The organism is Streptomyces sp. R44, from assembly GCF_041053105.1.
Taxonomy (GTDB): Bacteria; Actinomycetota; Actinomycetes; order Streptomycetales; family Streptomycetaceae; genus Streptomyces.
Genome location: NZ_CP163444.1, coordinates 1,076,314 through 1,100,594, shown reverse-complemented (window position 1 = coordinate 1,100,594; position 24,281 = coordinate 1,076,314). Strand labels below are relative to the sequence as shown.

At 73.4% G+C, this 24,281-nt stretch carries 12 protein-coding genes; 6 read left to right on the top strand and 6 right to left on the bottom strand.

All coding sequences use genetic code 11. The features are described from left to right. The first annotated feature begins 43 nt into the window (after nt 1-43). Nucleotides 44-1,069 carry an alpha/beta hydrolase gene (locus AB5J54_RS05130; protein ID WP_369142690.1) on the top strand — a complete coding sequence of 342 codons (1,026 nt, stop codon included), beginning with the start codon at nt 44-46 and terminating at the stop codon, nt 1,067-1,069. Next, entirely contained in the window at nt 1,066-2,526 is a 1,461-nt protein-coding gene (locus tag AB5J54_RS05125) for a carboxylesterase/lipase family protein (protein WP_369142689.1), read from the top strand. Before AB5J54_RS05130 ends, AB5J54_RS05125 begins: the two co-directional genes overlap by 4 nt. Before the next feature lie 7 nt (nt 2,527-2,533). Here AB5J54_RS05125 and AB5J54_RS05120 read toward each other — a convergent pair whose 3' ends face one another. Further along, entirely contained in the window at nt 2,534-3,295 is a 762-nt protein-coding gene (locus AB5J54_RS05120) for a crotonase/enoyl-CoA hydratase family protein (protein WP_369142688.1), read from the bottom strand. Nucleotides 3,296-3,416: 121 nt separating this feature from the next. On the opposite strand from AB5J54_RS05120, the gene AB5J54_RS05115 reads away from it, so the two are divergent. Next, nucleotides 3,417-4,751, top strand: a complete 1,335-nt coding sequence (locus tag AB5J54_RS05115) for a PLP-dependent aminotransferase family protein (protein ID WP_369142687.1) — start codon at nt 3,417-3,419, stop codon at nt 4,749-4,751. A 7-nt stretch (nt 4,752-4,758) separates the two neighbouring features. On the opposite strand, the gene AB5J54_RS05110 is transcribed toward AB5J54_RS05115, so the two are convergent. After that, nucleotides 4,759-5,322 carry a DUF1707 domain-containing protein gene (locus AB5J54_RS05110; protein WP_369142686.1) on the bottom strand — a complete coding sequence of 188 codons (564 nt, stop codon included), beginning with the start codon at nt 5,320-5,322 and terminating at the stop codon, nt 4,759-4,761. Beyond that, nucleotides 5,319-5,945 (bottom strand): TetR/AcrR family transcriptional regulator, encoded by a 627-nt coding sequence (locus AB5J54_RS05105; RefSeq protein WP_369142685.1) that lies wholly within the window; start codon nt 5,943-5,945, stop codon nt 5,319-5,321. The genes AB5J54_RS05110 and AB5J54_RS05105 overlap by 4 nt, the downstream gene beginning before the upstream one ends. Before the next feature lie 327 nt (nt 5,946-6,272). On the opposite strand from AB5J54_RS05105, the gene AB5J54_RS05100 reads away from it, so the two are divergent. From AB5J54_RS05100 to AB5J54_RS05090, 3 genes are all read left to right on the top strand, one after another. Then, nucleotides 6,273-6,818, top strand: coding sequence for a hypothetical protein (locus AB5J54_RS05100; RefSeq protein ID WP_369142684.1), 546 nt, complete (start codon nt 6,273-6,275; stop codon nt 6,816-6,818). Nucleotides 6,819-7,008: 190 nt separating this feature from the next. Beyond that, nucleotides 7,009-7,563 carry a hypothetical protein gene (locus AB5J54_RS05095; protein WP_369142683.1) on the top strand — a complete coding sequence of 185 codons (555 nt, stop codon included), beginning with the start codon at nt 7,009-7,011 and terminating at the stop codon, nt 7,561-7,563. A 41-nt stretch (nt 7,564-7,604) separates the two neighbouring features. After that, a complete protein-coding gene (locus AB5J54_RS05090; protein ID WP_369142682.1) occupies nt 7,605-9,257 on the top strand; it encodes a long-chain fatty acid--CoA ligase in 1,653 nt (550 codons plus the stop codon). A 52-nt stretch (nt 9,258-9,309) separates the two neighbouring features. Here AB5J54_RS05090 and AB5J54_RS05085 read toward each other — a convergent pair whose 3' ends face one another. From AB5J54_RS05085 to AB5J54_RS05075, 3 genes are all read right to left on the bottom strand, one after another. Further along, nucleotides 9,310-9,747, bottom strand: coding sequence for a hypothetical protein (locus AB5J54_RS05085; protein ID WP_369142681.1), 438 nt, complete (start codon nt 9,745-9,747; stop codon nt 9,310-9,312). Next, nucleotides 9,744-10,862, bottom strand: coding sequence for a flavin-containing monooxygenase (locus tag AB5J54_RS05080; protein ID WP_369142680.1), 1,119 nt, complete (start codon nt 10,860-10,862; stop codon nt 9,744-9,746). The genes AB5J54_RS05085 and AB5J54_RS05080 overlap by 4 nt, the downstream gene beginning before the upstream one ends. Nucleotides 10,863-11,079: 217 nt before the next feature. Continuing rightward, nucleotides 11,080-24,246 (bottom strand): amino acid adenylation domain-containing protein, encoded by a 13,167-nt coding sequence (locus tag AB5J54_RS05075; protein ID WP_369142679.1) that lies wholly within the window; start codon nt 24,244-24,246, stop codon nt 11,080-11,082. Between the last annotated feature and the right edge of the window lie 35 nt (nt 24,247-24,281).

Here is a 24,281-nt window from a genome sequence, read left to right as displayed (position 1 = left end):
GATCCACCGCGACTGATCCACACGTGACAAGGACCTCGACGCCATGACCCCGCTCCACACCCGCCGTGTCACCACCGGCCGGCTGACCCAGCAGATCACCGAGGCCAGGACCGAGGGCGAAGCCGTCGTCTTCGTCCACGGCAACGTCTCCTCCTCCGCGTTCTGGCACTCCACGCTCACCACGCTGCCCGACCGGTACCGTCCCCTCGCCGTCGACCTGCGCGGCTTCGGCGGCACCGACCCGCTGCCCGTCGACGCCACGCGCGGCCTGCGGGACTACGCCGACGACCTCGCCGAGCTGCTCACGGCCCTCGGCATCGAACGGGCCCACCTGGTCGGCTGGTCCATGGGCGGCGGGGTGGTCATGCAGTTCCTGCGCGACCACCCGGCCGCGGTGCGCTCCGTCACCCTGGTCAGTCCGGTCTCCCCGTACGGCTTCGGCGGCACGCACGGAGCGGACGGCACCCTCAACTCCCCGGACGGGGCCGGATCGGGCGGCGGCACGGCCAACCCGGAGTTCGTCCGGCTGCTCGCCGAGGGCGACCGCGGCCAGGACTCCCAGGCCTCGCCGCGCACCGTCCTGACGACCTGCTACGTCAAGCCGCCGTTCGAGACCGAGCACGAGGACGCGTACGTCGAGTCCATGCTCGCGACCCGCCTCGGCGACGACCACTATCCGGGCGACAGCAAGCCGTCCACCGCCTGGCCCGGCGTCGCGCCCGGCACGCGCGGCGTCCTCAACTGCATGGCACCGAACCACTTCCGCGTCGACGACCTGCACCTCGTCGACCCCAAGCCGCCGGTCCTGTGGATCCGGGGCGAGGACGACATCATCGTCTCCGACACCTCCCTGTTCGACCTGGCACACCTGGGCGCCATCGGCGTGGTGCCCGGCTGGGAGGGCATCCCGGCGCAGCCGATGCTGGCCCAGACGCGTCACGTCCTGGACCGGTACGCCGCCGCCGGCGGGAGCGTGCGGGAGGTCGCCGTGGCCGACGCCGGGCACGCCGTCCACCTCGAACGCCCCGAGGAGTTCGGCACGGCACTCCTGGAGGTCCTGTCGGCATGACGGTCTGCCGTACGCGGCAGGGGGAGGTCCGCGGCCGGACCTCCCCCGACGGGGTGACCTCCTTCCTCGGCATCCCGTACGCCGCCCCGCCCTTCGGCCCGCGACGCTTCCGGGCGCCCGCCCCGCCGGAGCCCTGGACGGGCGTACGCGACGCCACCGCCCACGGGCCGACGGCACCGCACGCCCCCTACGCCCCGCCCTTCGACGCCCTCATCCCGGAGGACGACATCCCGGGTGAGGACTGTCTGAACCTCGGCGTCCGGACCCCGGCCCCGGAGCCGGGCGCCGGCCTCCCCGTGATGGTCTGGCTGCACGGCGGGGCGTTCACCAACGGCTCCGGCTCGGCGTCCGGATACGACGGAAGCGCCTTCGCCCGCGACGGCGTCGTCTGCGTCACGCCCAACTACCGCCTGGGCGCGGACGGCTTCCTGCGCCTTCCGGGCCGCCCCGACAACCGGGGCCTGCTCGACCAGATCGCCGCACTCCGCTGGGTCCGCGACAACATCGCCTCCTTCGGCGGCGATCCGGACCGGGTGACCGTCTTCGGCGAGTCGGCGGGCGCGATGAGCATCGGCGCCCTCCTGACCACCGAAGCGGCCCGGGGTCTCTTCCACCGGGCGATCCTGCAGAGCGGCGCCTGCCACCACTTCCTGCGCCCGTCGTCGGCCGCACTGATCGCGGCCCGCCTGGCGGAGAGACTGGGGATCGAGGACGCGACCCCCGAGGCCTTCGCGTCCGTGCCCCGGCACGAACTCCTCGCGGCCCAGGCGGAGTTGCGTACGGACGTGGCCGCCGACCCGGATCCGGCGCGATGGGGCGAGGCCGTCCTCGACATGATGCCCTTCGAGCCGGTGCGGGACGGGCTCGCGCTCCCCGGCGCGGACTGCGAGGTCGACCTCCTCATCGGCAGCAACCGCGAGGAGTACCGCCTGTTCCTGGTCCCCACGGAGCGCCTCCACGTCTTCCCCGAGCCCAGGCTCCGTGCGATGACCGCGGCCTACGGCCTCGACCCGGCCGAGGCCCTGCCCGTCTACCGGGCCGGCCGCCCGGACGCCACGCCGGGCGAGCTCCTCGACGCGGTGGCGACGGACTGGTTCTACCGGATCCCCGCCGTCCGCCTCGCCGAGTCCGTGCCCGGCTCGTACCTCTACGAATTCGCCTGGCGGTCCCCGCAGTTCGACGGCGCCCTCGGCGCCTGCCACGCCCTGGAACTGCCCTTCGTCTTCGACCGCCTCCACGACCCCTCGTACGCGCCCCTGCTGGGCGCCGACCCGCCCCAGGCCCTCGCGGACGCGATGCACGGGGCCTGGGTCCGCTTCGCGAAGACGGGCAGTCCGGGCTGGAAGGCGTACGACAAGGTGGACCGTACGACGATGACCTTCGGCGCCGCACCCGGGCCCGTCCCCGTCGCCGACCCGCGGGCGGGGGAACGGCAACTCTGGGAGGGGGTGCGCTGAGCGGCCGTCACCGTTCGAGGAACCGCCGCAGTCCGTCCCGTACGCCGTCCGTGGGCACGGTGGCGGCGAAGCAGGCCGCCTCGACGGCGAGGCCCTCGTCGATCGACAGGTTGATGCCGCGGGTGACCGCGCGCAGGCAGGCCGCCACGGCCGTCGGTGCGTGACGGACGATGCGCCCGGCCAGGTCGTGTGCGGCGCCGAGGAGTTCGTCGGCCGGTACGACGCTGTTGACGAGGCCGATCTCGGCGGCCCGGACCGCCGGGATCGGATCGCCGGTCAGGATCATCTCCAGGCCGCGCTTGCGGCCGACATGGCGCGGAAGCCGCTGGGACCCACCGAAGGGCGGGGGGAAGCCGAGGGAGACCTCGGGCTTCGCGAAGGTCGCGTGCTCGGCGGCGATCGCGAGCGGCGCCGCCTCGGTGATCTCGCAGCCACCGCCGTACGCCAGGCCGTTGACCGCGACGATCACGGGCTTCGGGAACTCCTCGATCCGCCGGGTCAGCGCGTGCCCCCGGCGGACGAACTCGCGCAGCGCCCGCTCGGGACCGCCCGCGATGCTGCCCGCCAGGGACGGGATGTCGGCACCGGCGCTGAACGCCCTGTGCCCGGCGCCGGTCAGGACGACGGCCCGGACGCGGTCGTCGGCCTCGACACGGTCCAGTGCGGTGAGCAGGGCGTCGATCGTCGGATGGTCGAGGGCGTTGAGCTTGGGTTCCCTGTCGAGGGTGATCGTGACGACGTGGTCGTCCCGCTCGGTGCGGACCGTCATGCCGGATGCTCCGTTTCGCCTGAGTGCGGACGCACCGAGGCTAGGAGCCGCCGTCCAGGACGATCCATCTATTGTCCTGGATACAACCCCTGTCCCTTCCCCGTCTCCGCAGGTGCCCCGCATGCGACCGCCCTCCTACAAAGCCGTCGTCGACGAGTTCGCCGCCGCCATCCGCTCCGGCGCCCTCCCGGCGGGGAGCCGGCTCCCGACGCACCGCGCCCTCGCGCGCGAGCGGCGGATCGCGCTGGCCACCGCCACCCGCGTCTACGCCGAACTCGCCGCCATGGGACTGGTCGTGGGAGAGACGGGGCGCGGGACGTTCGTCCGCGAGCAGTCCGGCTTCGACGGGCTCGAACCCTCGCGCGCGCTGCCCGTGCCCCGGACCGCGGACCTGTCGTTCAACCAGCCACTGGCCCCCGGGCAGGCGGGCCTGCTCCGGCAGGCCCTGCGCGCGCTGGCCGCGACGGGTGACGCCGAGGCGCTGCTCCACCAGCATCCGCCGGGCGGACGCCGGCGCGACCGGGCGGTCGTCGCCACGTACCTGCTCGACCGGGGGATCGACGCCGCGCCCCGGGACGTCCTGCTGACGGGCGGGACCCAACAGGCGCTGGACGTCGTCCTGCGCGCCCTCACCCGGCCCGGTGACGTCCTCGCCGTCGACGCGCTCAGCTACCCGGGCATCAGGCTCCTCGCCTCGGCGCACGGCCTCGACCTGGCGCCGGTCCCGGTCACGCCGACGGGACCGGACCTGGACGCCCTCGACCGGCTGTGCCGGGACCGGCCCGTCCGCGCGGTCTACACGATGCCGACCGTGCACAACCCGCTCGGCTGGGTCCTGGACCGCGAGCAGCGCGACCGGCTCGTCGCCGTCGCCCGGTCGCGGGACTGCCTGATCGTCGAGGACGGCACCTACGCGTTCCTCGACGCGTCGCCGCCCCCGCCGGTCCAGGCCCTCGCGCCCGAACGCACCTGTTACGTCGCCGGTCTGTCGAAGAACGTGGCATCCGGCCTGCAGTTCGGCTTCGCCGTCCTGCCCGCTCCGCACGTGGAACGGGTCACCCGGAGCCTGCGCGCGGCGGCCTGGGGAGCCCCGGGGCTCGTCACCGCGCTCGCCACCGGCTGGCTCTCCGACGGCACGGTGACGCGCCTGGAGTGCGACCGCCGCGAGGACGCGGCCGTCCGCCAGGGCATCGCCCGTGCCGCGCTCGACGGCATGGACGTCACCGCGCACCCGAGCGCGTACACGGTGTGGCTCGGCCTGGAGCCCCACCAGCGCCCCGACCACGTCGCGGCCGTGCTCGCGGGGGCGGGGATCCTCGTGTCCACCGCGGACGCCTTCGCCACCGGGCCCCACCGCCCGCAGGCACTGCGGCTGGCGCTGGCCACGCCGCCCGTGGGGCAACTCCCGGAGGTTCTCCGGCACGTGAGGGCCGCGATCGAGGCGATCCCGCCGTGACCCCCGGCTACTTCTTGGTGCGGGTGACGACGGCGCCGAAGAGGGCCAGGCCCTTGATGACCACCCGGGGTGTGCCCGGCGTGCCGATGCGGCGTGCGGCGCGCTTGTCGAAGACGCCGAAGAGCCCGAGCCCCCGCACCTCGACCTCGATGTCCTCCGGGACCACGATCTTCGTGCCGCCCCACAGGGCGACGGCGCGGATCTCGGTGTCCTGGCTGCTGAAGCGCGCCTCGGAGAGGTCGATCTCGCCGCCGCCCCACATCGACCAGAGCGTCATCCGGGGCGGTACGACCCAGGCGCCCTTGCGCTGGAAGCCGCCGAAGACGCCCGCGACGAAGCCGCGGGAGGTCGGTGGCCGGTCCACCACGAGCGCGTCCCGCGGGCCCGGCCGCGGCAGGCCGTGGCAGGCCTGCTCCAGGTCGCCCCGGGTGCGGGAGGCGTGCACCTCGTCGAGCCGGGTCGTGAGATCCGCGAGCGGCAGCCTGCCGTTCTCGACGGCGGCCCGCAGTCGCTCCTCGGCGTCGAGGCGCTCGCGGTCCGAGGCGAGGATGTCCAGGTCGTTCCGGTTCATGTCGACCCTCCGAGATGGGCGGCGAGGACGGAAGAGAGTGCGGTGCGATAGGCGGCGTCGTGCCCCGGCTCGTCGGGGTCGTGGCCGAGGTCGGCGAGCCAGTAGCGCCGGCCGAGGGCGTAGCCGTACGCGCCGGACATGGCGAGCAGGACGACCCTCTCGATCCGCGCCCGGTCGGGACCCTCGGGCGGGGGGAGCACCGAGCGGACGCCGTCCTCGATCGCGTCGACCAGGCGGGAGAGGTTCGTGGGGGAGTCCGGGGCGGGCTCGCCGTCCCAGCCGTGGAGCTGGGACCACGTCCACAGCCGGACGTACCGCTCGTCGGCGAGGATCTCGAAGAGCACCTCGGTCATGCCGGCCGCGTACGGCACGCTGCCGTCGGCCCGCATCCGTTCCCGTACGAGCTCCCGCTTGCGCTCGTTCTCGCGCTCCAGGACGGCCCTCACGAGCGCCCGGTAGGTCCCGAAGTAGTGGGTGACGAGCCCGTGCGTGACCCCGGCCGCCTCCGCGACCCGGCGCAGCCCCACACCGTCGGGTCCGTGCCGTGCGATGAGCTCGGTGGCGGCGTCCAGGATCTCGGCGCGCGCCTGGTCCGGGGTGCGCCGGCGTCGTGCGGCGGGCATGGCCGCTCCCTGTTGGCAGAGTGGACAATATCTTGTTGTCCACTCTGCCAACAGGAGCCGTGCCGGTCAACTCGCCCAGAGCGGTGCGCAGATGAAGCCGGGCGTGGCGGGGTGGCCGATCACCGGCGGCACCGTCTACGGTCGCCGCATGGACTGGAACGAACGTTCGCGCCATGCCGGCTGTCCGTATGAAGGAGTTGAGTGACCGGATTCCGGAACCACTGGCCTGAATGGCTCGACGGAAGGGCCCCCGATCATGGAAACTGATCGTCAACGGGCCTTCAAGTGGGCCCAGTTCGACGAGAACTGACATTTGCGGGGGGAATCATGGCAACACTTGCTCTTCGTCGGTCGGCGCGCATAGCGGGCGCGCTGGCCGGAGCGGCACTGATCGTCGGCGCCACGACCGGCGTCTCGAACGCGGCCACGACGCCGCCTCCGGGGGCCACCGCGTTCACCGGTACGGCCAACTATGGGGTGACCACGAGCACGCACCCCGACACCGTCGGCTGTAACGGCTACAAGGTGGTCGGATCGGGGACCGTCACCGGAAACCGGATCGCCGGCACCGGCACCTGGTCCCAGACCGAGGACGCGTGCACCGCGACCGTTCCCGGCCAGTGGGACATCAACGGCAAGGTGACGGTCACCCAGACCGACGGCTCGCACCTCTACTTCACCTACCACCTCAGCGCGCCGGTGACCTCGAGCAACATGGTCTACCCGTCCGGCACGTTCACCATCACCGGTGGCGACGGCAGCTTCGACGAGGCGGTCGGCGGCGGCAAGATGAACGCCACGGTCAACCTGCTCGACAAGGCCCACGTCACCGCTGCCCTGGACGGCTCCATGGGCTTCCGCTGGCAGATCTGATCCCACGAGCGAAAGGGCGCGTGCGGCGCCCTCGGGGCCGGCTTCGACACCGTCGGAGCCGGCCCCGCCCTTCTGTCCACGACGCGCGTGTCGAACGTCTCGACGGAGGGGTGCCCGATCGGGGAAGCTGTGCCCAACAGCCCTTCTGCAAAGGGTAGTTGGGCTTGAGCTGACGCATTCGGGGGAGAACATGGCAACAGTTGCCCGTCACTGGTCCGCGCGCATCGCGGGTGTCGTCGCCGGAGCGCTGCTGATCACCGGCGGAACGACCGGCGTCACCGTCGCCGCCGGGACCGGCCCCTCGGCGATCGTCGCCGGGACGTACCTTCCCACCGTCGAGATCACCAGCAACTTCGCGGTGGTCGCCACCCCGCATCCCGACACCGTGGGCTGCAACGGCTACAACGTCACCGGGACGGGGACCTCCACCGGCAGACCGGTCACCACCGCCACCTGGGCCCAGAAGGAAGTCGTGTGCACCGCGACCATCCCCGGCAAGTACGACATCAAGGGGACGGCGACGATGACCCAGCCCAACGGTGACCGGCTCAACATCAGCTACGCGCTCACCGCCCCGCTGACCTCGGACACCATGGTCTACCCCACCGGCACCTTCAAGATCATCGGCGGCTCGGGCAACTACGAGTTCGCGGCCGGCAGCGGCAAGATGAACGCCCGCGTCAACCTCCTGGACCACGAGCACGTCAGCAGCTCCCTGCTGGGAGAGATCCAGTACCTGGGCTGATCCCGTCCTGTTCACCGCGCACTTCCAAGGGGCCGCACACCATGAAGAGCACGATGCAGGACCGCGAACTGCTGGTCCGCGACATCCTCGCGCACGGGCAGCGCGTGTACGGGGAGAGCCGGGTGGTCCGATGTTCCGACGGGCCGACCGCACGCTCCTTACAGTCCTTCGCCGACATAGCCCGCCAGGCCGAGCAGCTCGCCGCCGCACTCGCCCGGCTCGGCGTGCAACGCGGCGAAAGGGTCGCCACACTGGCCTGGAACACGCCCGAACACCTCGTCGCCTACCTCGCCGTTCCCAGCATGGGCGCGGTGCTCCACACCCTCAACCTCCGCCTGCACCCCGACCAGTTGGGCTACATCGTCGAGCACGCCGAGGACGCCGTCATCCTCGCCGACGCGACCCTCCTGGACATGCTCGGACCCCTGCGCGACCGGCTGGGCGGCGTACGGCACGTCGTCGTCATCGGCGACGCACCGGACCCGGACCTCCCCGCGCACATCGCCGTCCACCGCTGGGACGAGCTCCTCGCGGCCGAACGCCCCGGATTCGACTGGCCCGACCTGGACGAACGGGAAGCGGCGGCGCTCTGCTACACGACCGGCACCACCGGCGACCCCAAGGGCGTCGCCTACAGCCACCGCTCGATCACCCTGCACACGCTCGGCGTCTCCGCCGGCGCCGGATTCGCGATGCACGACGGCGACCGCGTCCTGCCGATCGTCCCCATGTTCCACGCCAACGCCTGGGGCTGGCCGTACGCCGCCTGGCTGGCCGGCTCCGACCTGATCATGAACGGCCGGCAGCTGCACACCCCCGACCTCGCCCGGATCATCAACGAGGAGCGGCCCACCGCGGTCGCCGCGATCTGCACGATCTGGAACGGCCTGGTCCACCACGGCGAACAGCACCCGCTGGACCTGAGCGCCGTACGGCTCGCCGGCTGCGGCGGCGCGACCCCGCCGCGCGCCCTGCTCAAAACGCTCAAGGACCGCTACGGGGTCCGCCTCAAGCAGGGCTGGGGACTGACCGAGACCAGCCCCCTCGCCACCTTCGCCGTCCCCCCGCACGACACCCCCGACGAGGACGAGGTCGACTGGCTGGCCAAGAGCGGCCGCGTGATGCCCTTCGTCGAGGTGCGCCTGATCGCGGAGGACGGCAGCGAACAGCCCTGGGACGGCACCTCGGTGGGCGAACTCGAACTCCGCGGACCGTGGGTCACCGGCTCGTACCTCCACACCGAGGACTCCCCGGAGAAGTTCCACGACGGCTGGCTCCGCACCGGCGACCTGGGCGTGATCGAACCGGGCGGCTGGGTCGTGGTCAGCGACCGGCTCAAGGACGGCATCAAGAGCGGCGGCGAGTGGATCTCCACCATCGAGCTCGAGAACGCGATCATCGAGCACCCCGCCGTCCTGGAGGCCGTCGTGGTCGGCGTGCCCGACCCCCGCTGGGAGGAACGCCCGCTGGCCTGCGTCTCGTTGGTGCCCGGAGCCGGGGTCGACGGGGACGAGCTGCGGGAGTTCCTGGCCGGGCGGGTGGCACGCTGGTGGATCCCGGAGCGGTGGTCCTTCGTGGACGCCGTACCCAAGACCAGCGTCGGCAAGTACGACAAGCGGGCCGTGCGCGCCCTGTACGGGGACGGGACGCTGGACGTCTGGACACCGGGCGGGCCCGGGGCGGCCCGGGAATGAGAGCGAGAGGCGGCGCCCCGGACCACCCGGGGCGCCGCCTCTCGTCCGTGACTCAGGCCGCGGACAGCCGCTCGGCCTCCGCCAGCAGCTGCCGCTGCTCGTCGGGGCCGAGACCCAGCTCCCGTACCCACCGGAGGGTCAGGACGAGGCGCGCCTGCATCGTCCGCTCGGGGTCCGGGTGCTCACCGCCGCGCGCCGCCGTGGCCTCGTTCAGGCCCTCGGCGATCAGGCGGGCGAGGGCCGCGGGATCGAAGTCCTCCGCGCCGGCCTCCAGGGAGCCGAGGAACTCCCCGACGTACCCGTCGATCTCCTCGGCTGTCGCGCCCTTCGGGAAGCGGCGACGGGCCGCGATCCCGAAGGCGGCGCCGACCGCGCGCCCGTACCGCGGGCCGGCGGGGTCGAGCGCGGCGGACTTCTGCGCGAACCCGATGAAGTCGAACGCCAACAGGGCGCCCAGCACGTCGAGTTCCGTGGTGGTGGCGGTGGTCATGACGGCTCACCTTCTGCCGTGGCGGAGTCGGTCGTGGTGCTCTGCGGGCCTGCGGTGATCGCCGCCACCGCGCGCTCCGCGTCCCGGCCGACGAAGCCGATCAGCGCCGAGCCGCGGGTACGCATCCGGTAGAGGCCCAGATAGTGGCTGCCGGGCAGCACGCCCGTGCCCTCGGTGTGCCGGGGCTGCCCGTCCTCGTCCAGCATCCGCGGGTCGAGCCAGCTCCAGTCGGTGCGGTAACCGGTCGCCCAGATCACCGCGGACGGCTTCACGCGCTCGCCGTCCGCGACGAGCAGCTCGGCGCCGTCGGCCCCGGTGATCCGGCCCACCGTGCGCATCCTGCCCGCCGCGACGAGCTCCGGCACCCGGTCGCCGACGATCGGGTCCGGTGCCTGCATGTTCACCGGCAGGCTCATCACACCGAGGACGCTCATCCACCAGAACATGTCCCGGCCGACGACCGTCTGCGGCAGGGGCGGAGAGACGGCCTCGCCGCAGCTGAGCACCACGCTGTGCGTCTCGGACAGCTCCGCGGCGATCTGCCGCCCGGAGTTGCCGTCACCGACGACCACCACCGTCCCCGGCGGCACCTGCCCGGCGCCCCGGTACTCGCTGGTGTGCAGCGTGGGCACGTCCGGGCTCAGCCCGGCCGCGAAGTCCGGGAGCCGCGCCGCACCGAACGCACCGGTCGCGATCACGACCTGGGCGGCCCGGCACGCGCCGTGCGCGGTGGTCACCAGATAGCCGTCCCCGTCCTCGCGCAGCGACAGCACGCGATGGTCGGTCAGCACCGGGAGTTCGAACCGCTCGGCGTACTCCCGCAGATAGGCCACCACCTCGTCCTTGCCGGGGTAGTGCGCCCCCTCGCCGGGGAAGGGCAGACCGGGCAGGCCGGAGAACTGCGCGGACGTGAACAGCTTCAGCGAGTCCCAGCGCCGCGCCCAGGTCTCGCCGACCTCGCTCCCCGCGTCGAGCAGCACACACCGGATCCCGGCCTGCCGCAGGTGGTAGGCGGCGGCGAGGCCGGACTGCCCCGCCCCGATGACGGCGACCGGCACGGTCGCCGGCAGCGCGCTCGTCGGCCGCCTCGTCGGATCGGCCTGATCTCTTCCCATACGGAATGTCCTCACTTCGTGGACCTGGAGCCCGCGGAACCGCGGGACGGGTCCGGGGTGGTTCGGCCGGACCGGAGCGGAACCGGTCCGGGGGTGGACCGGCAGAAAACCGGTCCGGGGGCGGACCGGCAGAAAACCGGTCCGGGGGCGGACCGGCAGAAAACCGGTCCGGGGTGGACCGGCCGGGCCGCCCGCGGGGCGGCCCGGCCGGTTCGGGTCACCGCGCGTCGAGGGCCCGGCGCAGCTCGCCGGCCAGGACGCGCAGCCGCTCGCCGCGCATCACCGTGTAGTGGTCGCCGGGTACGTCGACGAGGCTGGCGTCACCGGGGAAGTACCGCATCCACCGGTTCGCGGTCTCGACCGTCGCACCGCCGTCCGCCGCACGCAGCGACACGACCCGCCCGGCGAAGCCGCTGGGCGCGTAGCCCAGCAGGGCCCGGTAGTTGTTCCGGAACCGGCCCACGATGGCGCTGAGCGTGTCGAGGTCGATGTCCTCGGACAGCGCCCCCGCTCCCCGCGCCTCGGCGTGCAGCACCTCCACCGGCGGGCGGCCGTCGAAGGCCTCCACCGGCAGCTCCCAGTCGACCCCGGCGAGACCCGCCAGGTCCCGGGCGAACCAGGACAGCAACTGCTCGTCGGAGACGGGCGCTCCCTCGGCCGGCCCGGGCTCGACCATCAGGTCGATCACGGCGAGGAGCTCCACCTCGGCGCCGGCCGCGGTGAGCTGGGCCGCCATCTCCAGGGCGATCACGCCGCCCATCGACCAGCCGCCGAGCCGGTACGGACCGTCCGGCAGCGCCTCCCGGACCGCCGTGACGTAGTGCGCGGCCATCGCCTCCACGCTGGTCAGCTCCGTGTCCGGCACCTGGAGCGCGTAGAACGGCTGCTCCTCACCCAGGAGTTCGGCGAGCTCCGCGTAACAGAGCACATCACCGCCGACCGGGTGGACGAACACCAGGGGAGTCCGCGACCCGCCCGTGCGCACCGGCACCAGCGCCCTGCGGCCGGTCTCGCCGCCGTCGGCCTCACGCACCGCCCGGGCGAGCAGCTCGATCGTCGGACGGGCGAAGAGCGTCGACAGCGGCAGGCTGCGGCCGAGGCCGCGCGCGATCCTGGCCATCAGCCGGACCGCGAGCAGCGAGTCCCCGCCGAGGTCGAAGAAGCTCGCGGTCACCCCGATCTCGGAGACGCCGAAGAACTCCGCCCAGATCTCCGCGAGCCGGCGCTCCACCTCGTCGCGCGGCGCGACGAACCCGGAGCCTTCCACGGCGACCTCGTCCGGCGCGGGCAGGGCCGCCCGGTTGACCTTCCCGTTGTCGCTGAGCGGCAGCTCGTCCAGGACGAGGACCCGCTGCGGCACCAGGTGCGCCGGGACCACCCGGCGCAGCGCCTCGGTGATCTGCTCCTCGGTGTCCTCGCGGCCCTCGTCGAGGACGACGTACGCGATGAGCCGCTTGGGCCCGTGCTGCTCGCCCGCCGCGACGACCGCGGCGCAGCGCACGCCCTCGCACTGGGTGAGCCCGGCCTCGACCTCGCCCAGCTCGATCCGGTAGCCCTGGATCTTCACCTGGGAGTCGAGACGGCCGAGGAACTCGATGGTGCCGTCCGGCAGGAAGCGACCCATGTCGCCGGTGCGGTAGAGCCGCTCGCCGGTGACCGGGTGGTGCAGGAACGCCGCGCGGGTCTTCACCTCGTCGTTCAGGTAGCCGCGGGCCAGTCCGACGCCCGCGATGTAGAGGTCGCCCGGCACCCACACCGGGCAGGGCCGCATCGTGCCGTCGAGGACGTGGAAGCGCTGGTTACGCATCGCCTTGCCGTACGGGATGCTCACGCAGTCGTCCGGGACCTCGCCGATGGGGTGCAGGATCGACCAGATCGACGCCTCCGTGGCACCGCCGAGGCTCCACAGCTCGGCGTCCGGCAGCAGCAGCCGGATCCGCCCGGGCAGCGACACCGGTATCCAGTCGCCGCTCATCATGACCAGACGCACCGGCAGCCCGGTGAGCCCGTTCGACAGGGCGTGCTCGGTGAACATCTCCATCAGCGCGGGCACGCTGTTCCAGATCGTCACCCCGTGCTCGGCGACGAGCTCCGCCCAGCGGGCCGGCTCACGGTGCGCAGCCGGTTCGGGCAGCACCAGCGCGCCGCCCACCGACAGCAGTCCGAAGACGTCGTACACCGACAGGTCGAAGTGCATCGCGGACAGTCCGAGAGCCCGGTCCGCCGCGGTGACGCCGTACCGCTCGTTGACGTCGACGACCGTGTTCAGGGCCGCGCCGTGCTCGATCATCACGCCCTTCGGCAGCCCCGTGGAGCCCGAGGTGAAGATCACGTAGGCGAGGTCGCCCGGCTTGGCGCCGGACTCGCCGAGCGGGCTGTCCTCACCCGTGTCCCCGGCGCGCACCACGGTCCTGACCACGCCCTCCGGCCAGTCCGCCGTGTCGTCCACCCACGGCTGGGTGACGACCTGGCTGATCCCGGCACTGTCGAGCAGCACGTGCAGCCGCTCGACGGGCACCCGGGCGTCGATCGGGACGTACGCCGCCCCCGACCGCAGGATGCCGAGCGCCGCGACGACCTGCTCCCAGCCCTTGTCCATGACGATCGCCACCAGGTCGCCGGGACCGGCCCCCTGGGCGCGCAGCGCGTGCCCCACCTGGTTCGACCTGCGGTCGAGCTCCCCGTACGTCAGGGTCAGCGCCTGCGAGATGACGGCCGGCGCGTCGGGCGTGGCCTCGGCCTGCGCGAGCACCGCGTCGTGCAGCAGACCGTCGGGCACGGGCCCGTCGGTGGCGTTCGCCTCGGCCCGTACCTCCAGATCGGCCGCCGGTACGAGCGCCGGCCGGGGTCGCTGCCAGGCCTCCGGGTCGCGGCACAGCTCGTGCAGCATCCGCTGGTACGCGGCGAACATGGCGTCGACGCAGCCCGCCGGGAACAGCTCCTCGATCACGTCCCAGTTCAGGACGAGCTCACCGGCCTCCTCGACCGCCTGGTGGTCCAGCCACACCTGCGGGGTGCGGACCGAACTGCTCACCTGACGGCCGTTCTCACCGATCCCCGCGAGGTACTGCACGACTCCGCGCTCCTCGGTGTCCTGCCGGCCCGCGAAGTTCACCAGGCTCGTGAAGACGACCGGCGCCGCGGCACGCACCGAGGCGCCACGGGCCCGGTTCAGCTCCCTCAGCACCTGCACACCGCTGACCTGGCTGTGCTCCATGTCGCTCCACAGCCGGGCCTGCACCTCGCTCGCCCGGGCGGCGAAGGTGTCCTCGGCCGCGTCGCGGATCTCCAGCATCAGCGTGGTGGAGAAGTTGCCGATGACGTCGCTCACCTGCGGATGCAGCGGCAGCCGGTTGAAGTACAGCAGGTTCAGCGAGAAGTCGGGCGTGGCGCTCCACTCCGCGATCACCTGCGAGTACGCCGTGCACAGCGCCGCGGACGGGCTGACCCCGGCCGTCGCCGCGTGCTCCTTGAAGCGGGCCCACTCCTCCTTCGGGAGCGTCGCACCGCGGTGGTGGAACACCGGCCGGTCCAGGCTCGACGGAGCCACGGCCAGCGGCAGCTGGGGCGCGGCCGGCAGGGTGTCGAGCCGGTCACGCCAGTAGGCGAGCGCCCGGTCGTACTCGGGCCCGCCCTCCAGCTCGCGGGCCTGCCGGACGTAGTCCCGGTAGCGAAGCTCCAGCGCCGGCAGCTCCTCACCGCGGTAGTGCGCGGCCCACTCCTTGAACAGGATCGACGTGCTGAAACCGTCGATGATCAGGGCGTCGAACCCGGCGTGCAGCCGGATCGTCCGGTCGTCGGTCCGGGTCACCCGCACGTCGAACAGCGGCCAGCGCGCGGTGTCGAAGACCTGGTGCCGCATCTCCTCGTGGACGGCGGTCAGCGCGGCCTCGCGCTCGGCCGGAGCCAGGGCGGACACATCGGTCTCACGGATCACATAGGCGGGGACCTCGCGCTGGACGCGCTGCTCGCCCTCGGCGGTGAAGACGGCCCGCAGCATGTCGTGGCGCTCGACCATCGCCCGGAAGGACGCGGAGAGCCGGTCCAGGTCCACGTTCTCCAGGTCGATCTCGATCTGGAAGTAGGTGGAGGTGTTGCCGAGCTCGAAGGCGTCACCGCGGCCGACGAGGTACGCCTGCTGGAGATCGGTCAGACCGAACGGCTCGTAACGCTCCGCGTCGTCGTCGGCGGGGGCGCTCCGCGGGGCCTCCGCTTCTGTTTCGGAGCTGTCGGCGCCGAGGCTCTCGCGTACGTCCCCGGCGATGTCCTCGGTGCTGCGGCCGTTCAGGAACGCCGTCATCGGCAGCAGGACGTCGAACTCCCGGTTCAGGGCCGTCCGGATCTTCATCGCGATCAGCGAGTCGAGGCCGAGCGCCTGCAGCGACTGCCCGGTGTCGAGCCGGGCCGCCACGGTCCCGAGGGCCTGGGCGACGGTGCGGATCACGAGGGCACGCACCGCATCGGGCGCTGCCTCGGTGGTGTCGGCCGGGGCCGGCGTCGCCGGGACCGTGGCCGGCCGGCGCGGTGCGGACACGACCGGCGCCACGAGGTCGGCCGTGGGCGCCTGGGCGGCGGCGGGTGCCTGGATGGCGGCGAGCTCGGTCGCCGGCCGGTTCAGGGCCGGGACGAAGCGCACGCCGTCGGCCTCCGCGACGAGACGGCCCTGCGCCGTGAGGAGCCGGATACGCGCCCGCGTGCCGTCGTCGAACAGTTCGGCATGACATCGAAGCGCGTCCTGAGCGCCGCCGCGGTCGTAGTGGACGAAGCGGTCCAGACCGGCCGGCACCAGGGCGGGGCCGTCGGCGGGGAAGCAGACCAGCGCCGTCTGGAACATGGCGTCGACGAGCCCCGGGTGGATCAGATACGGCTCCGCCTCGCCGGGCAGGGCGGACCGCAGCTCGGCCGTGGCCTCGCCCCGGCCGAGCCTGATCCGCTCCACCCAGCGGGCGGCGGAGCCCAGGTAGAGGGCGCGCTGCCACAGCATCCGGTACAGCTCGTCGCCGGTCAGCTCGCGGCCCGAACCCACCGGGGCGAGCGTCACCGTGGGCGCGGCCGGCGCACCGGCCTTGGCCCGGCCGTGCGCGTGCAGCTGCCAACCGCCCGCCGAGTCCTGCGCGTAGTAGCGGAACTGGTCGGCGTCCAGGACGAGCTGCGCGGCGCGCTCGGCACCGCCCGTCGACGGGTCGACGCCGACGGGGTCGAGCACCAGGTCGACGGGGAGTTCGAGCTCCTCCACGGATACCGGCCCGGTCCCGGCGAACTCGGTCACCGCCTCGATCACCGACTCGACGAGCACACCGGCGCTGACCACCGGCCGTCCGCCGACCACGAAGTCGCCCAGGCAGGGGTGCGCCACCGGGTCGAGCCGCGGGGCGAACTGCGCCTGCGCGAGCGGCGACGACGGCATCCGGACGCCCAACAGGTCGCCCGGCTCCATGGGCTGAGCCACCGTTCGCGGTGCGCTGCGAGGCGCGGCGGGCTCGTTCACGAGCCAGTAGTGCGTGCGCTGGAAGGGGTAGGAGGGCAGTTCGACGGTGCGGGCGTCGAAGGGGGCGAGCAGGGTGGGCCAGTCGATGGTGACGCCGTGGGACCAGGCCTCGGCGGCGGATTCGACGAAGCGGGTGAGTTCGCCGGTGTTGCGGTGGAGTGTGCCGACGACGGCGCCGGTGTCGGCGAGGGTTTCGGTGATGCCGGAGACGAGGACGGGGTGGGCGCTGACTTCGACGAAGACGACGTCGGGGGCGGCCAGTTGCTCGACGACCTCGGCGAGGCGCACCTTGCTGCGCAGGTTGCGGAACCAGTAGGCCCCGTCGAGCTCGGCGGTGTCGAGTACGCCACCGGTGACGGTGGAGTGGAAGGCGATGCGGCCGGACTGCGGGCGGACGTCCTTCAGCTCGTGGGCGAGGGTGTCCTGGATCTCGTCGACGTGGGCGGAGTGGGAGGCGTAGTCGACGGGGATGCGGCGTGCCCACAGGCCGGAGGCCTCGCACTGGGCGAGGAGCTCGTCCAGGGCCTCGGGCTGACCGGCGACCACAGTGGACGACGGGCCGTTGACCGCCGCGACGGAGACACGGCCTTCCCAGCGTGCGAGCAGCTCCTCCGCCTGCGTCTCCGGGACGCTCAGCCAGGCCATGCCTCCGCCGCCGGACAGGACGCGGAGGGCCTTGGAGCGCAGGGCGACGACGCGGGCGCCGTCCTGCAGGGACAGGCCGCCCGCGACGACCGCGGCGGCGATCTCGCCCTGCGAGTGACCGACGACCGCCGTCGGGTTCACACCGGCGGTACGCCAGAGGGCGGCGAGGCCGACCATCATGGCCCAGGAGGCGGGCTGGACGACGTCGACCCGGTCGAGGCCGGGGGCGCCGTCCTCGTCGCGCAGGACGGCGGTGAGGGACCAGTCCACGAACGGCGCGAGGGCCGTCTCGCACTCGGCGATGACCCGCGCGAACTCCGGCGAGGAGTCCAGGAGGGCCGTGGCCATGCCGACCCACTGCGAACCCTGACCCGGGAACACGAACACGACGGAAGCGCCCGACGTGCGGCCCGGCTTCGCGCCGGAGACAGCCGCGGTCACGCCGTCGAGTTCCCCGGACGCCAGGGCGTCCAGGCCGGCGAGCAGCCCGTCACGGCCGTCGGCGCCGGGCAGCACGGCCCGCGACTCGAAGGCGGAGCGCCCGGTGGCCAGGGAGAGCGCCACGTCGGCCGCGGTGAGCTCGGGCCGTTCCCGTACGTACGCGGCCAGCCGCTCGGCGGCCTGGGCCAGTGCGTCCGCCGTACGCGCCGACACGAGCCACGGCAGAACCGCGCCGTCCAACCGGTCCGCGTCCGAGGGGACTTCGGCCGGGTCCTCGGTGGGGGCTTCGGCGAGGATGATGTGGGCGTTGGTGCCGCTGATGCCGAAGGAGGAGATGCCGGCGCGTCGGACCTTGCCTTCTCGGGCGGGCCAGGGGCGCGGTTCGGTGAGGACTTCGACGCCGCCGTCGGCCCAGTCGACGAGTTCGGTGGGCTTGCTGATGTTGAGGGAGGCGGGGACCTCGCTGTTGCGGAGGGCCATGACCATTTTGATGATGCCGCCGACTCCGGCGGCGGCCTGGGCGTGGCCGAGGTTGGACTTGAGGGAGCCGAGCATGAGGGGCCGGCCGTCGCGCTCGCTGCCGTAGGTGGCGAGGAGGGCCTGTGCCTCGATGGGGTCGCCGAGTACCGTGCCTGTGCCGTGCGCCTCGACGGCGTCGACTCCGGCGAAGGTGACGCCGGCGTCCTGGACGGCGGCTCGGATGACGCGCTCCTGTGCGGGGCCGCTGGGCGCGGTGAGTCCGTTGGAGGCGCCGTCCTGGTTCACGGCGGTGCCGGCCACGACGGCAAGGACCTTGTGGCCCAGGCGCCGGGCGTCCGACAGCCGTTCGACGACCAGGACACCGACGCCCTCGGCCCAGGCCGTGCCGTCCGCGTCCGCCGAGAACGACTTGCAGCGGCCGTCGGTGGCGAGGCCCCGCTGCCGCGAGAACTCGATGAAGGTGTGGGGCGTGGACATCACAGCGGCGCCGCCCGCCAGGGCGAGCGAGCACTCGCCCGACCGCAGGGCACGGACCGCGAGGTGCAGCGCCACGAGCGACGACGAGCACGCCGTGTCGACCGTCAGGGCCGGGCCGTGGAGGCCGAGCGTGTAGGCCACCCGGCCGGTGGCGACACTGCCGGCGGTGCCGGTCAGGAAGTGGCCCTCGGCCTCCTCCGGAAGCCGGCCGCCACCGCCGTAGTCGTGGTACATCACCCCGGCGAACACCCCGGTGTCACTGCCGTGCAGCGAGCCGGGCGTGATGCCCGCCCGCTCCAGGGCCTCCCACGACACTTCGAGCAGCAGTCGCTGCTGCGGGTCCATCGCGAGCGCCTCGCGCGGCGAGATCCCGAAGAAGGCGGGGTCGAACTCGGCGGCCTCGTGGAGGAACCCGCCGTGCCGGACGTACGAGGTCCCGGAGTGGTCCGGGTCGGGGTGGAAGAGGCCGTCCAGGTCCCAGCCGCGGTCGGCCGGGAACTCCGAGATCACATCGCGCTGTTCGGCGACGACGCGCCACAGTGCCTCGGGCGAGTCCACCCCGCCGGGGAAGCGGCACCCCATGCCGACGATCACGATCGGGTCGTCGTCCGTCCGAGGGGCGACGGCCGTGACGGGCTGCGCGGGGGCGCTCTCGGCACGTTCCCGGGCGAGCGCGAGCGTGAAGTCCACGACGGCGGCCGGCGTCGGGTGGTCGAAGACCAGCGTGGCCGGGAGCCGGAGACCGGTCGCGGAGTTGAGGCGGTTGCGCAGCTGCACCGCGAGGAGCGAGTCGATGCCGAAGCTCTTGAACGGCTGGTCCGGGTCGATCCCGTCCGTCGACTGGCTGCCGATGACCGCGGCGAGCTGGGCGCGCACGACGTCGAGCAGCAGGCGGCGGCCCTCGTCCTCGGACATCCTGCCGAGCTTGCGGCGCATGCCGGACTCGCCGGAGCGCCGCTGGGGGACCCGTACCAGGGAGCGGAGCAGCGGGGACAGGGTTCCGGCGAGGGCGTCGGAGCGCAGCGAGGCCGGGTCGAGGCGGGCCGGTACGAGCACGGCGTGGTCGTCGGCGAGCGCCCGGTCGAGGAGTTCGAGGCCCTGCTCGGTGGAGAGCGGCGCGATGCCGCGCGTCGAGAGGGTGTCGTCGTCCAAGTGGCCGGTCAGGCCGGTGCGTTCGGCCCACAGGCCCCAGGCGAGCGAGGTCGCGGGGCGGCCGGCGGCCCGGCGGCGCGCGGCGAGCGCGTCGAGGAAGACGTTGCCGGCGGCGTAGTTGGCCTGGCCCGGGTTGCCGAGCACGCCCGCCACCGAGGAGAAGAGGACGAAGGCCGCGAGGTCGTGGTCGGCGGTCAGTTCGTCGAGGTGCGCGGCGGCGTCCACCTTGGGGCGGAGGACCGCCGCGAGCCGGTCCGCGGTCAGCGACTCGACGACGCCGTCGTCGAGCAGACCCGCGGTGTGGACGACGGCCGTGAGCCGGACGCCGTCCAGGAGCCGGGCGAGCGCGTCACGGTCGGCGGTGTCACAGGCGGCGAGAGTGACCTCGGCACCCGACTCCGACAGTTCGGCGGCGAGTTCCTCGGCTCCGGGTGCGTCGGCGCCGCGCCGGCTGACCAGGAGCAGGCGTCGGGCGCCGTGCTCGGTGACCAGGTGCCGGGCGACCGAGGCGCCGAGCACGCCGGTGCCGCCGGTGACGAGCACGGTGCCGTCCGGGTCGAGCGGGGTGCCACCGGTCGGATCGGCGACGGACGTGTGCCGGACGAGCCGCGGGGCGAGGAGCGCGCCCGCTCGCAGGGCGAGCTGCGGCTCGGTGAGCACGGCCCCGGGCACGGTCCCGGCGTCGTGCGCCTCGTCCGTGTCCAGCAGGGCGAAACGGTCCGGGTGTTCGGACTGGGCGGTCCTGATCAGGCCCCACACGGTGGCCTGGGCGGGGCTGTCGACCTCGGGGCCCGCGGCGCCGTCGGTCAGCACCAGCAGGCGGGAGCCGGCGAAGCGTGCATCGGCCAGCCACTCCTGGACCAGTGCGAGCGCCCAGCGCGCCGCCCGATGGGCGGCCCCGGCGAGATCGGCTCCGGTGCTGTCGGAGTCCTGCGACGTGTCCGGACATCGGTCGGTGCCGGGACATCGGACGGCGACGACCTGCGGCACCGCGTCCGGTACGTCGGCCAGATCAGCGACCAGGCACACCTCGGCGTCGGCCGTGCCGGCGGGGACCGGCTGCCACTCGACACGGAACAGCGAGTCGGTGCCGCGCCCGGCGGCCAGGTCGGCGGTGAACGGCCGCATCGTGACGGAACCGGCGGACAGCACGGGCTTCCCCGAGGCGTCGGTGACGCGCAGGGCCACCCCGTCGCCCCGCGGGCTCAGCCACACCCGCAGGGCGTCGGCGCCCTCGGTGTAGCGGCGGACACCGGACCAGGAGAAGGGCAGGACGGTGCCGCCGTCCTCGCGGAGCAGGCCGACCGCGTGCAGGGCCGCGTCGAGGACCGCCGGGTGCACGCCGAAGGCCGTGGCGTCCAGCTCGGCCGGCAGGGCGACCTCGGCGTAGACGTCGCGGCCGGAGCGCCAGGCGGCGCGCAGGCCCTGGAAGGCCGGGCCGTAGTCGTAGCCCGCCTCGGAGAGGGTGTCGTAGCGGCTCTCGACGTCGATCTCGTGGGCGCCGGGGGGCGGCCACTCGACGAGGTCGAAGTCCGCGGACTCGTCGTCGAGTTCGAGGGTCGCCGCGGCGTGCCGCGTCCACGGGACGCCCGTGTCGGCGTCCTGCGGCCGGGAGTGCACGGCAAGCTCCCGCTGCCCGTTCGCGGCCGGCGGTTCGAGGGTCACCCGGAGCTGTACGGCTTCGTCGGCCGGGAGCAGCAGGGGCGCCTGGAGGGTCAGCTCGGCGAGCCGTCGCCAGCCCACCCGCGCGCCCACGGCCATGGCGAGTTCGAGGAACGCGGTGCCGGGCAGCAGGACGGTGCCCTGTACGGCGTGATCGGCGAGCCACGGCTGGGTGTCGAGCGCGAGACGGCCCGTGTAGACCAGCCGGTCCTCCTCGACCAGCTCGACCACGGCGCCGAGCAGCGGGTGCCCGGCCGAGGCCAGGCCGAGTCCGCGGGCGTCGGTGGAGGCGGGTTCGGGCTCCAGCCAGTAGCGCTGCCGCTGGAAGGGGTACGAGGGCAGTTCCACGGCGTGGGCGCGGTAGGCCTGGAGGACGGTCGGCCAGTCGATGGTGACGCCGTGGGACCAGGCCTCGGCGGCGGATTCGACGAAGCGGGTGAGTTCGCCGGTGTTGCGGTGGAGTGTGCCGACGACGGCGCCGGTGTCGGCGAGGGTTTCGGTGATGCCGGAGACGAGGACGGGGTGGGCGCTGACTTCGACGAAGACGACGTCGGGGGCGGCCAGTTGCTCGACGACCTCGGCGAGGCGCACCTTGCTGCGCAGGTTGCGGAACCAGTAGGCCCCGTCGAGCTCGGCGGTGTCGAGTACGCCACCGGTGACGGTGGAGTGGAAGGCGATGCGGCCGGACTGCGGGCGGACGTCCTTCAGCTCGTGGGCGAGGGTGTCCTGGATCTCGTCGACGTGGGCGGAGTGGGAGGCGTAGTCCACGGGGATGCGGCGTGCCCACAGGCCGGAGGCCTCGCACTGGGCGAGGAGCTCGTCCAGGGCCTCGGGCCGGCCGGCGACCACGGTCGAGGAGGGGCCGTTGGCCGCCGCGACGGAGATGCGCCCGTTCCATGGCGCCAGCAGTTCCTCGGCCTTGTCCTCGGGGACCTTCAGGGAGGCCATGCCTCCGCCGCCGGACAGGACGCGGAGGGCCTTGGAGCGCAGGGCGACGACGCGGGCGCCGTCCTGCAGGGACAGGCCGCCCGCGACGACCGCGGCGGCGATCTCGCCCTGCGAGTGACCGACCACGGCGACCGGGTTCACACCGGCGGCACGCCAGAGGGCGGCGAGGCCGACCATCATGGCCCAGGAGGCGGGCTGGACGACGTCGACCCGGTCGAGGCCGGGGGCGCCGTCCTCGTCGCGCAGGACGGCGGTGAGGGACCAGTCCACGAACGGCGCGAGGGCCGTCTCGCACTCGGCGATGACCCGCGCGAACTCCGGCGAGGAGTCGAGCAGGGCCGTGGCCATGCCGACCCACTGCGAACCCTGACCCGGGAAGACGAACACGGCGCGGGAGGGGGACACGCCGTTCTCGCCGTCGACCTCCCGGGAGGCCAGGGCGTCCAGACCGGCCAGCAGCCCGTCCCGCCCGTCGGCGCCGGAGACCACGGCCCGGGACTCGAAGGCGGAGCGGCCGACGGCGAGGGAGAGCGCCACGTCGGCCGCGGTGAGCTCGGGCCGTTCCCGTACGTACGCGGCCAGCTGCCCGGCCGCCTCGGCCAGCGCGTCCGCCGTACGCGCCGAGACCATCCACGGCAGTCCCGAACCCTCCAAGGAGCCGTCCGGCGTCGCCTCCTCGGCCGCCTCGGCCGGCTGCTCGACGGGGGCTTCCGCGAGGATGACGTGGGCGTTGGTGCCGCTGATGCCGAACGACGACACGCCGGCGCGCCGGACCCTGCCCTCCTCGGCGGGCCACGGGCGCGGCGCGGTGAGCACCTCGACGCCGCCGTTGGCCCAGTCGACCAGCTCGCTCGGCCTGCTGACGTTCAGCGAGGCGGGCAGTTCGGCGTTGCGCAGCGCCATGACCATCTTGATGACGCCGCCGACACCGGCGGCCGCCTGGGAGTGCCCCAGGTTGGACTTGAGGGAGCCCAGCATCAGGGGCTGCCCGTCGCGCTCCTTGCCGTACGTGGCGAGGAGCGCCTGTGCCTCGATCGGGTCGCCGAGCACCGTGCCCGTGCCGTGCGCCTCGACGGCGTCGACTCCGGAGAAGGGCACCCCGGCGTCCTGTACGGCGGCCCGGATGACGCGCTCCTGCGCGGGGCCGCTGGGCGCGGTGAGGCCGTTGGAGGCGCCGTCCTGGTTCACGGCCGAACCGGCCACCACGGCAAGGACCTTGTGGCCCAGGCGCCGGGCGTCCGACAGCCGCTCGACGACCAGGACACCGACGCCCTCGGCCCACGCCGTGCCGTCCGCGTCCGCGGAGAACGACTTGCACCGGCCGTCGGGAGCGAGCCCCTTCTGGCGGGAGAACTCGACGAAGATGCCCGGTGTCGACATGACCGTCACACCGCCGGCCAGCGCCAGCGAACACTCGCCGGACCGCAGGGCGTTGACCGCCAGGTGCAGCGCGACCAGCGACGACGAGCACGCCGTGTCGACCGTGAGGGCCGGGCCCTGCAGGCCCAGGGTGTAGGCGACGCGGCCCGAGGCCACGCTCGACGTCGTACCGGTGAGCCCGAACCCGGTGGCGGCCGCGCTCGCCTCGCCGAGCCGCGGCCCGTACTCCTGGGCGATGGCTCCGAGGAACACGCCCGTCGACGTGCCGTGCAGCGCACCGGGCGTGATGCCGGCCCGCTCCAGGGCCTCCCACGACACTTCGAGGAGCAGCCGCTGCTGCGGGTCCATCGACAGGGCCTCGCGCGGCGAGATCCCGAAGAACGCCGGATCGAACTCGGCGGCGCCGTGCAGGAAGCCGCCGTCGCGCACGTACGACGTCCCGGAGTGGTCCGGGTCGGGGTGGTAGAGGCCGTCGAGGTCCCAGCCCCGGTCGGTCGGCAGACCCGAGATGACGTCGCGCTGCTCGGCGACGACGCGCCACAGCGCCTCGGGCGAGTCCACGCCGCCCGGGAACCGGCAGCCCATGCCGACGATCACGATCGGATCGTTGGTCCCGGCCTCCAGTTCACGGACCCGCTGCCGGGACTGGTGGAGGTCGACGGTGAGGCGCTTGAGGTAGGCGACGAGCTTGTCGTTGTCCGTTGTTGTCATGGTGGTGAAGCCCCCGTAGACGTGGTGGAGCCGTG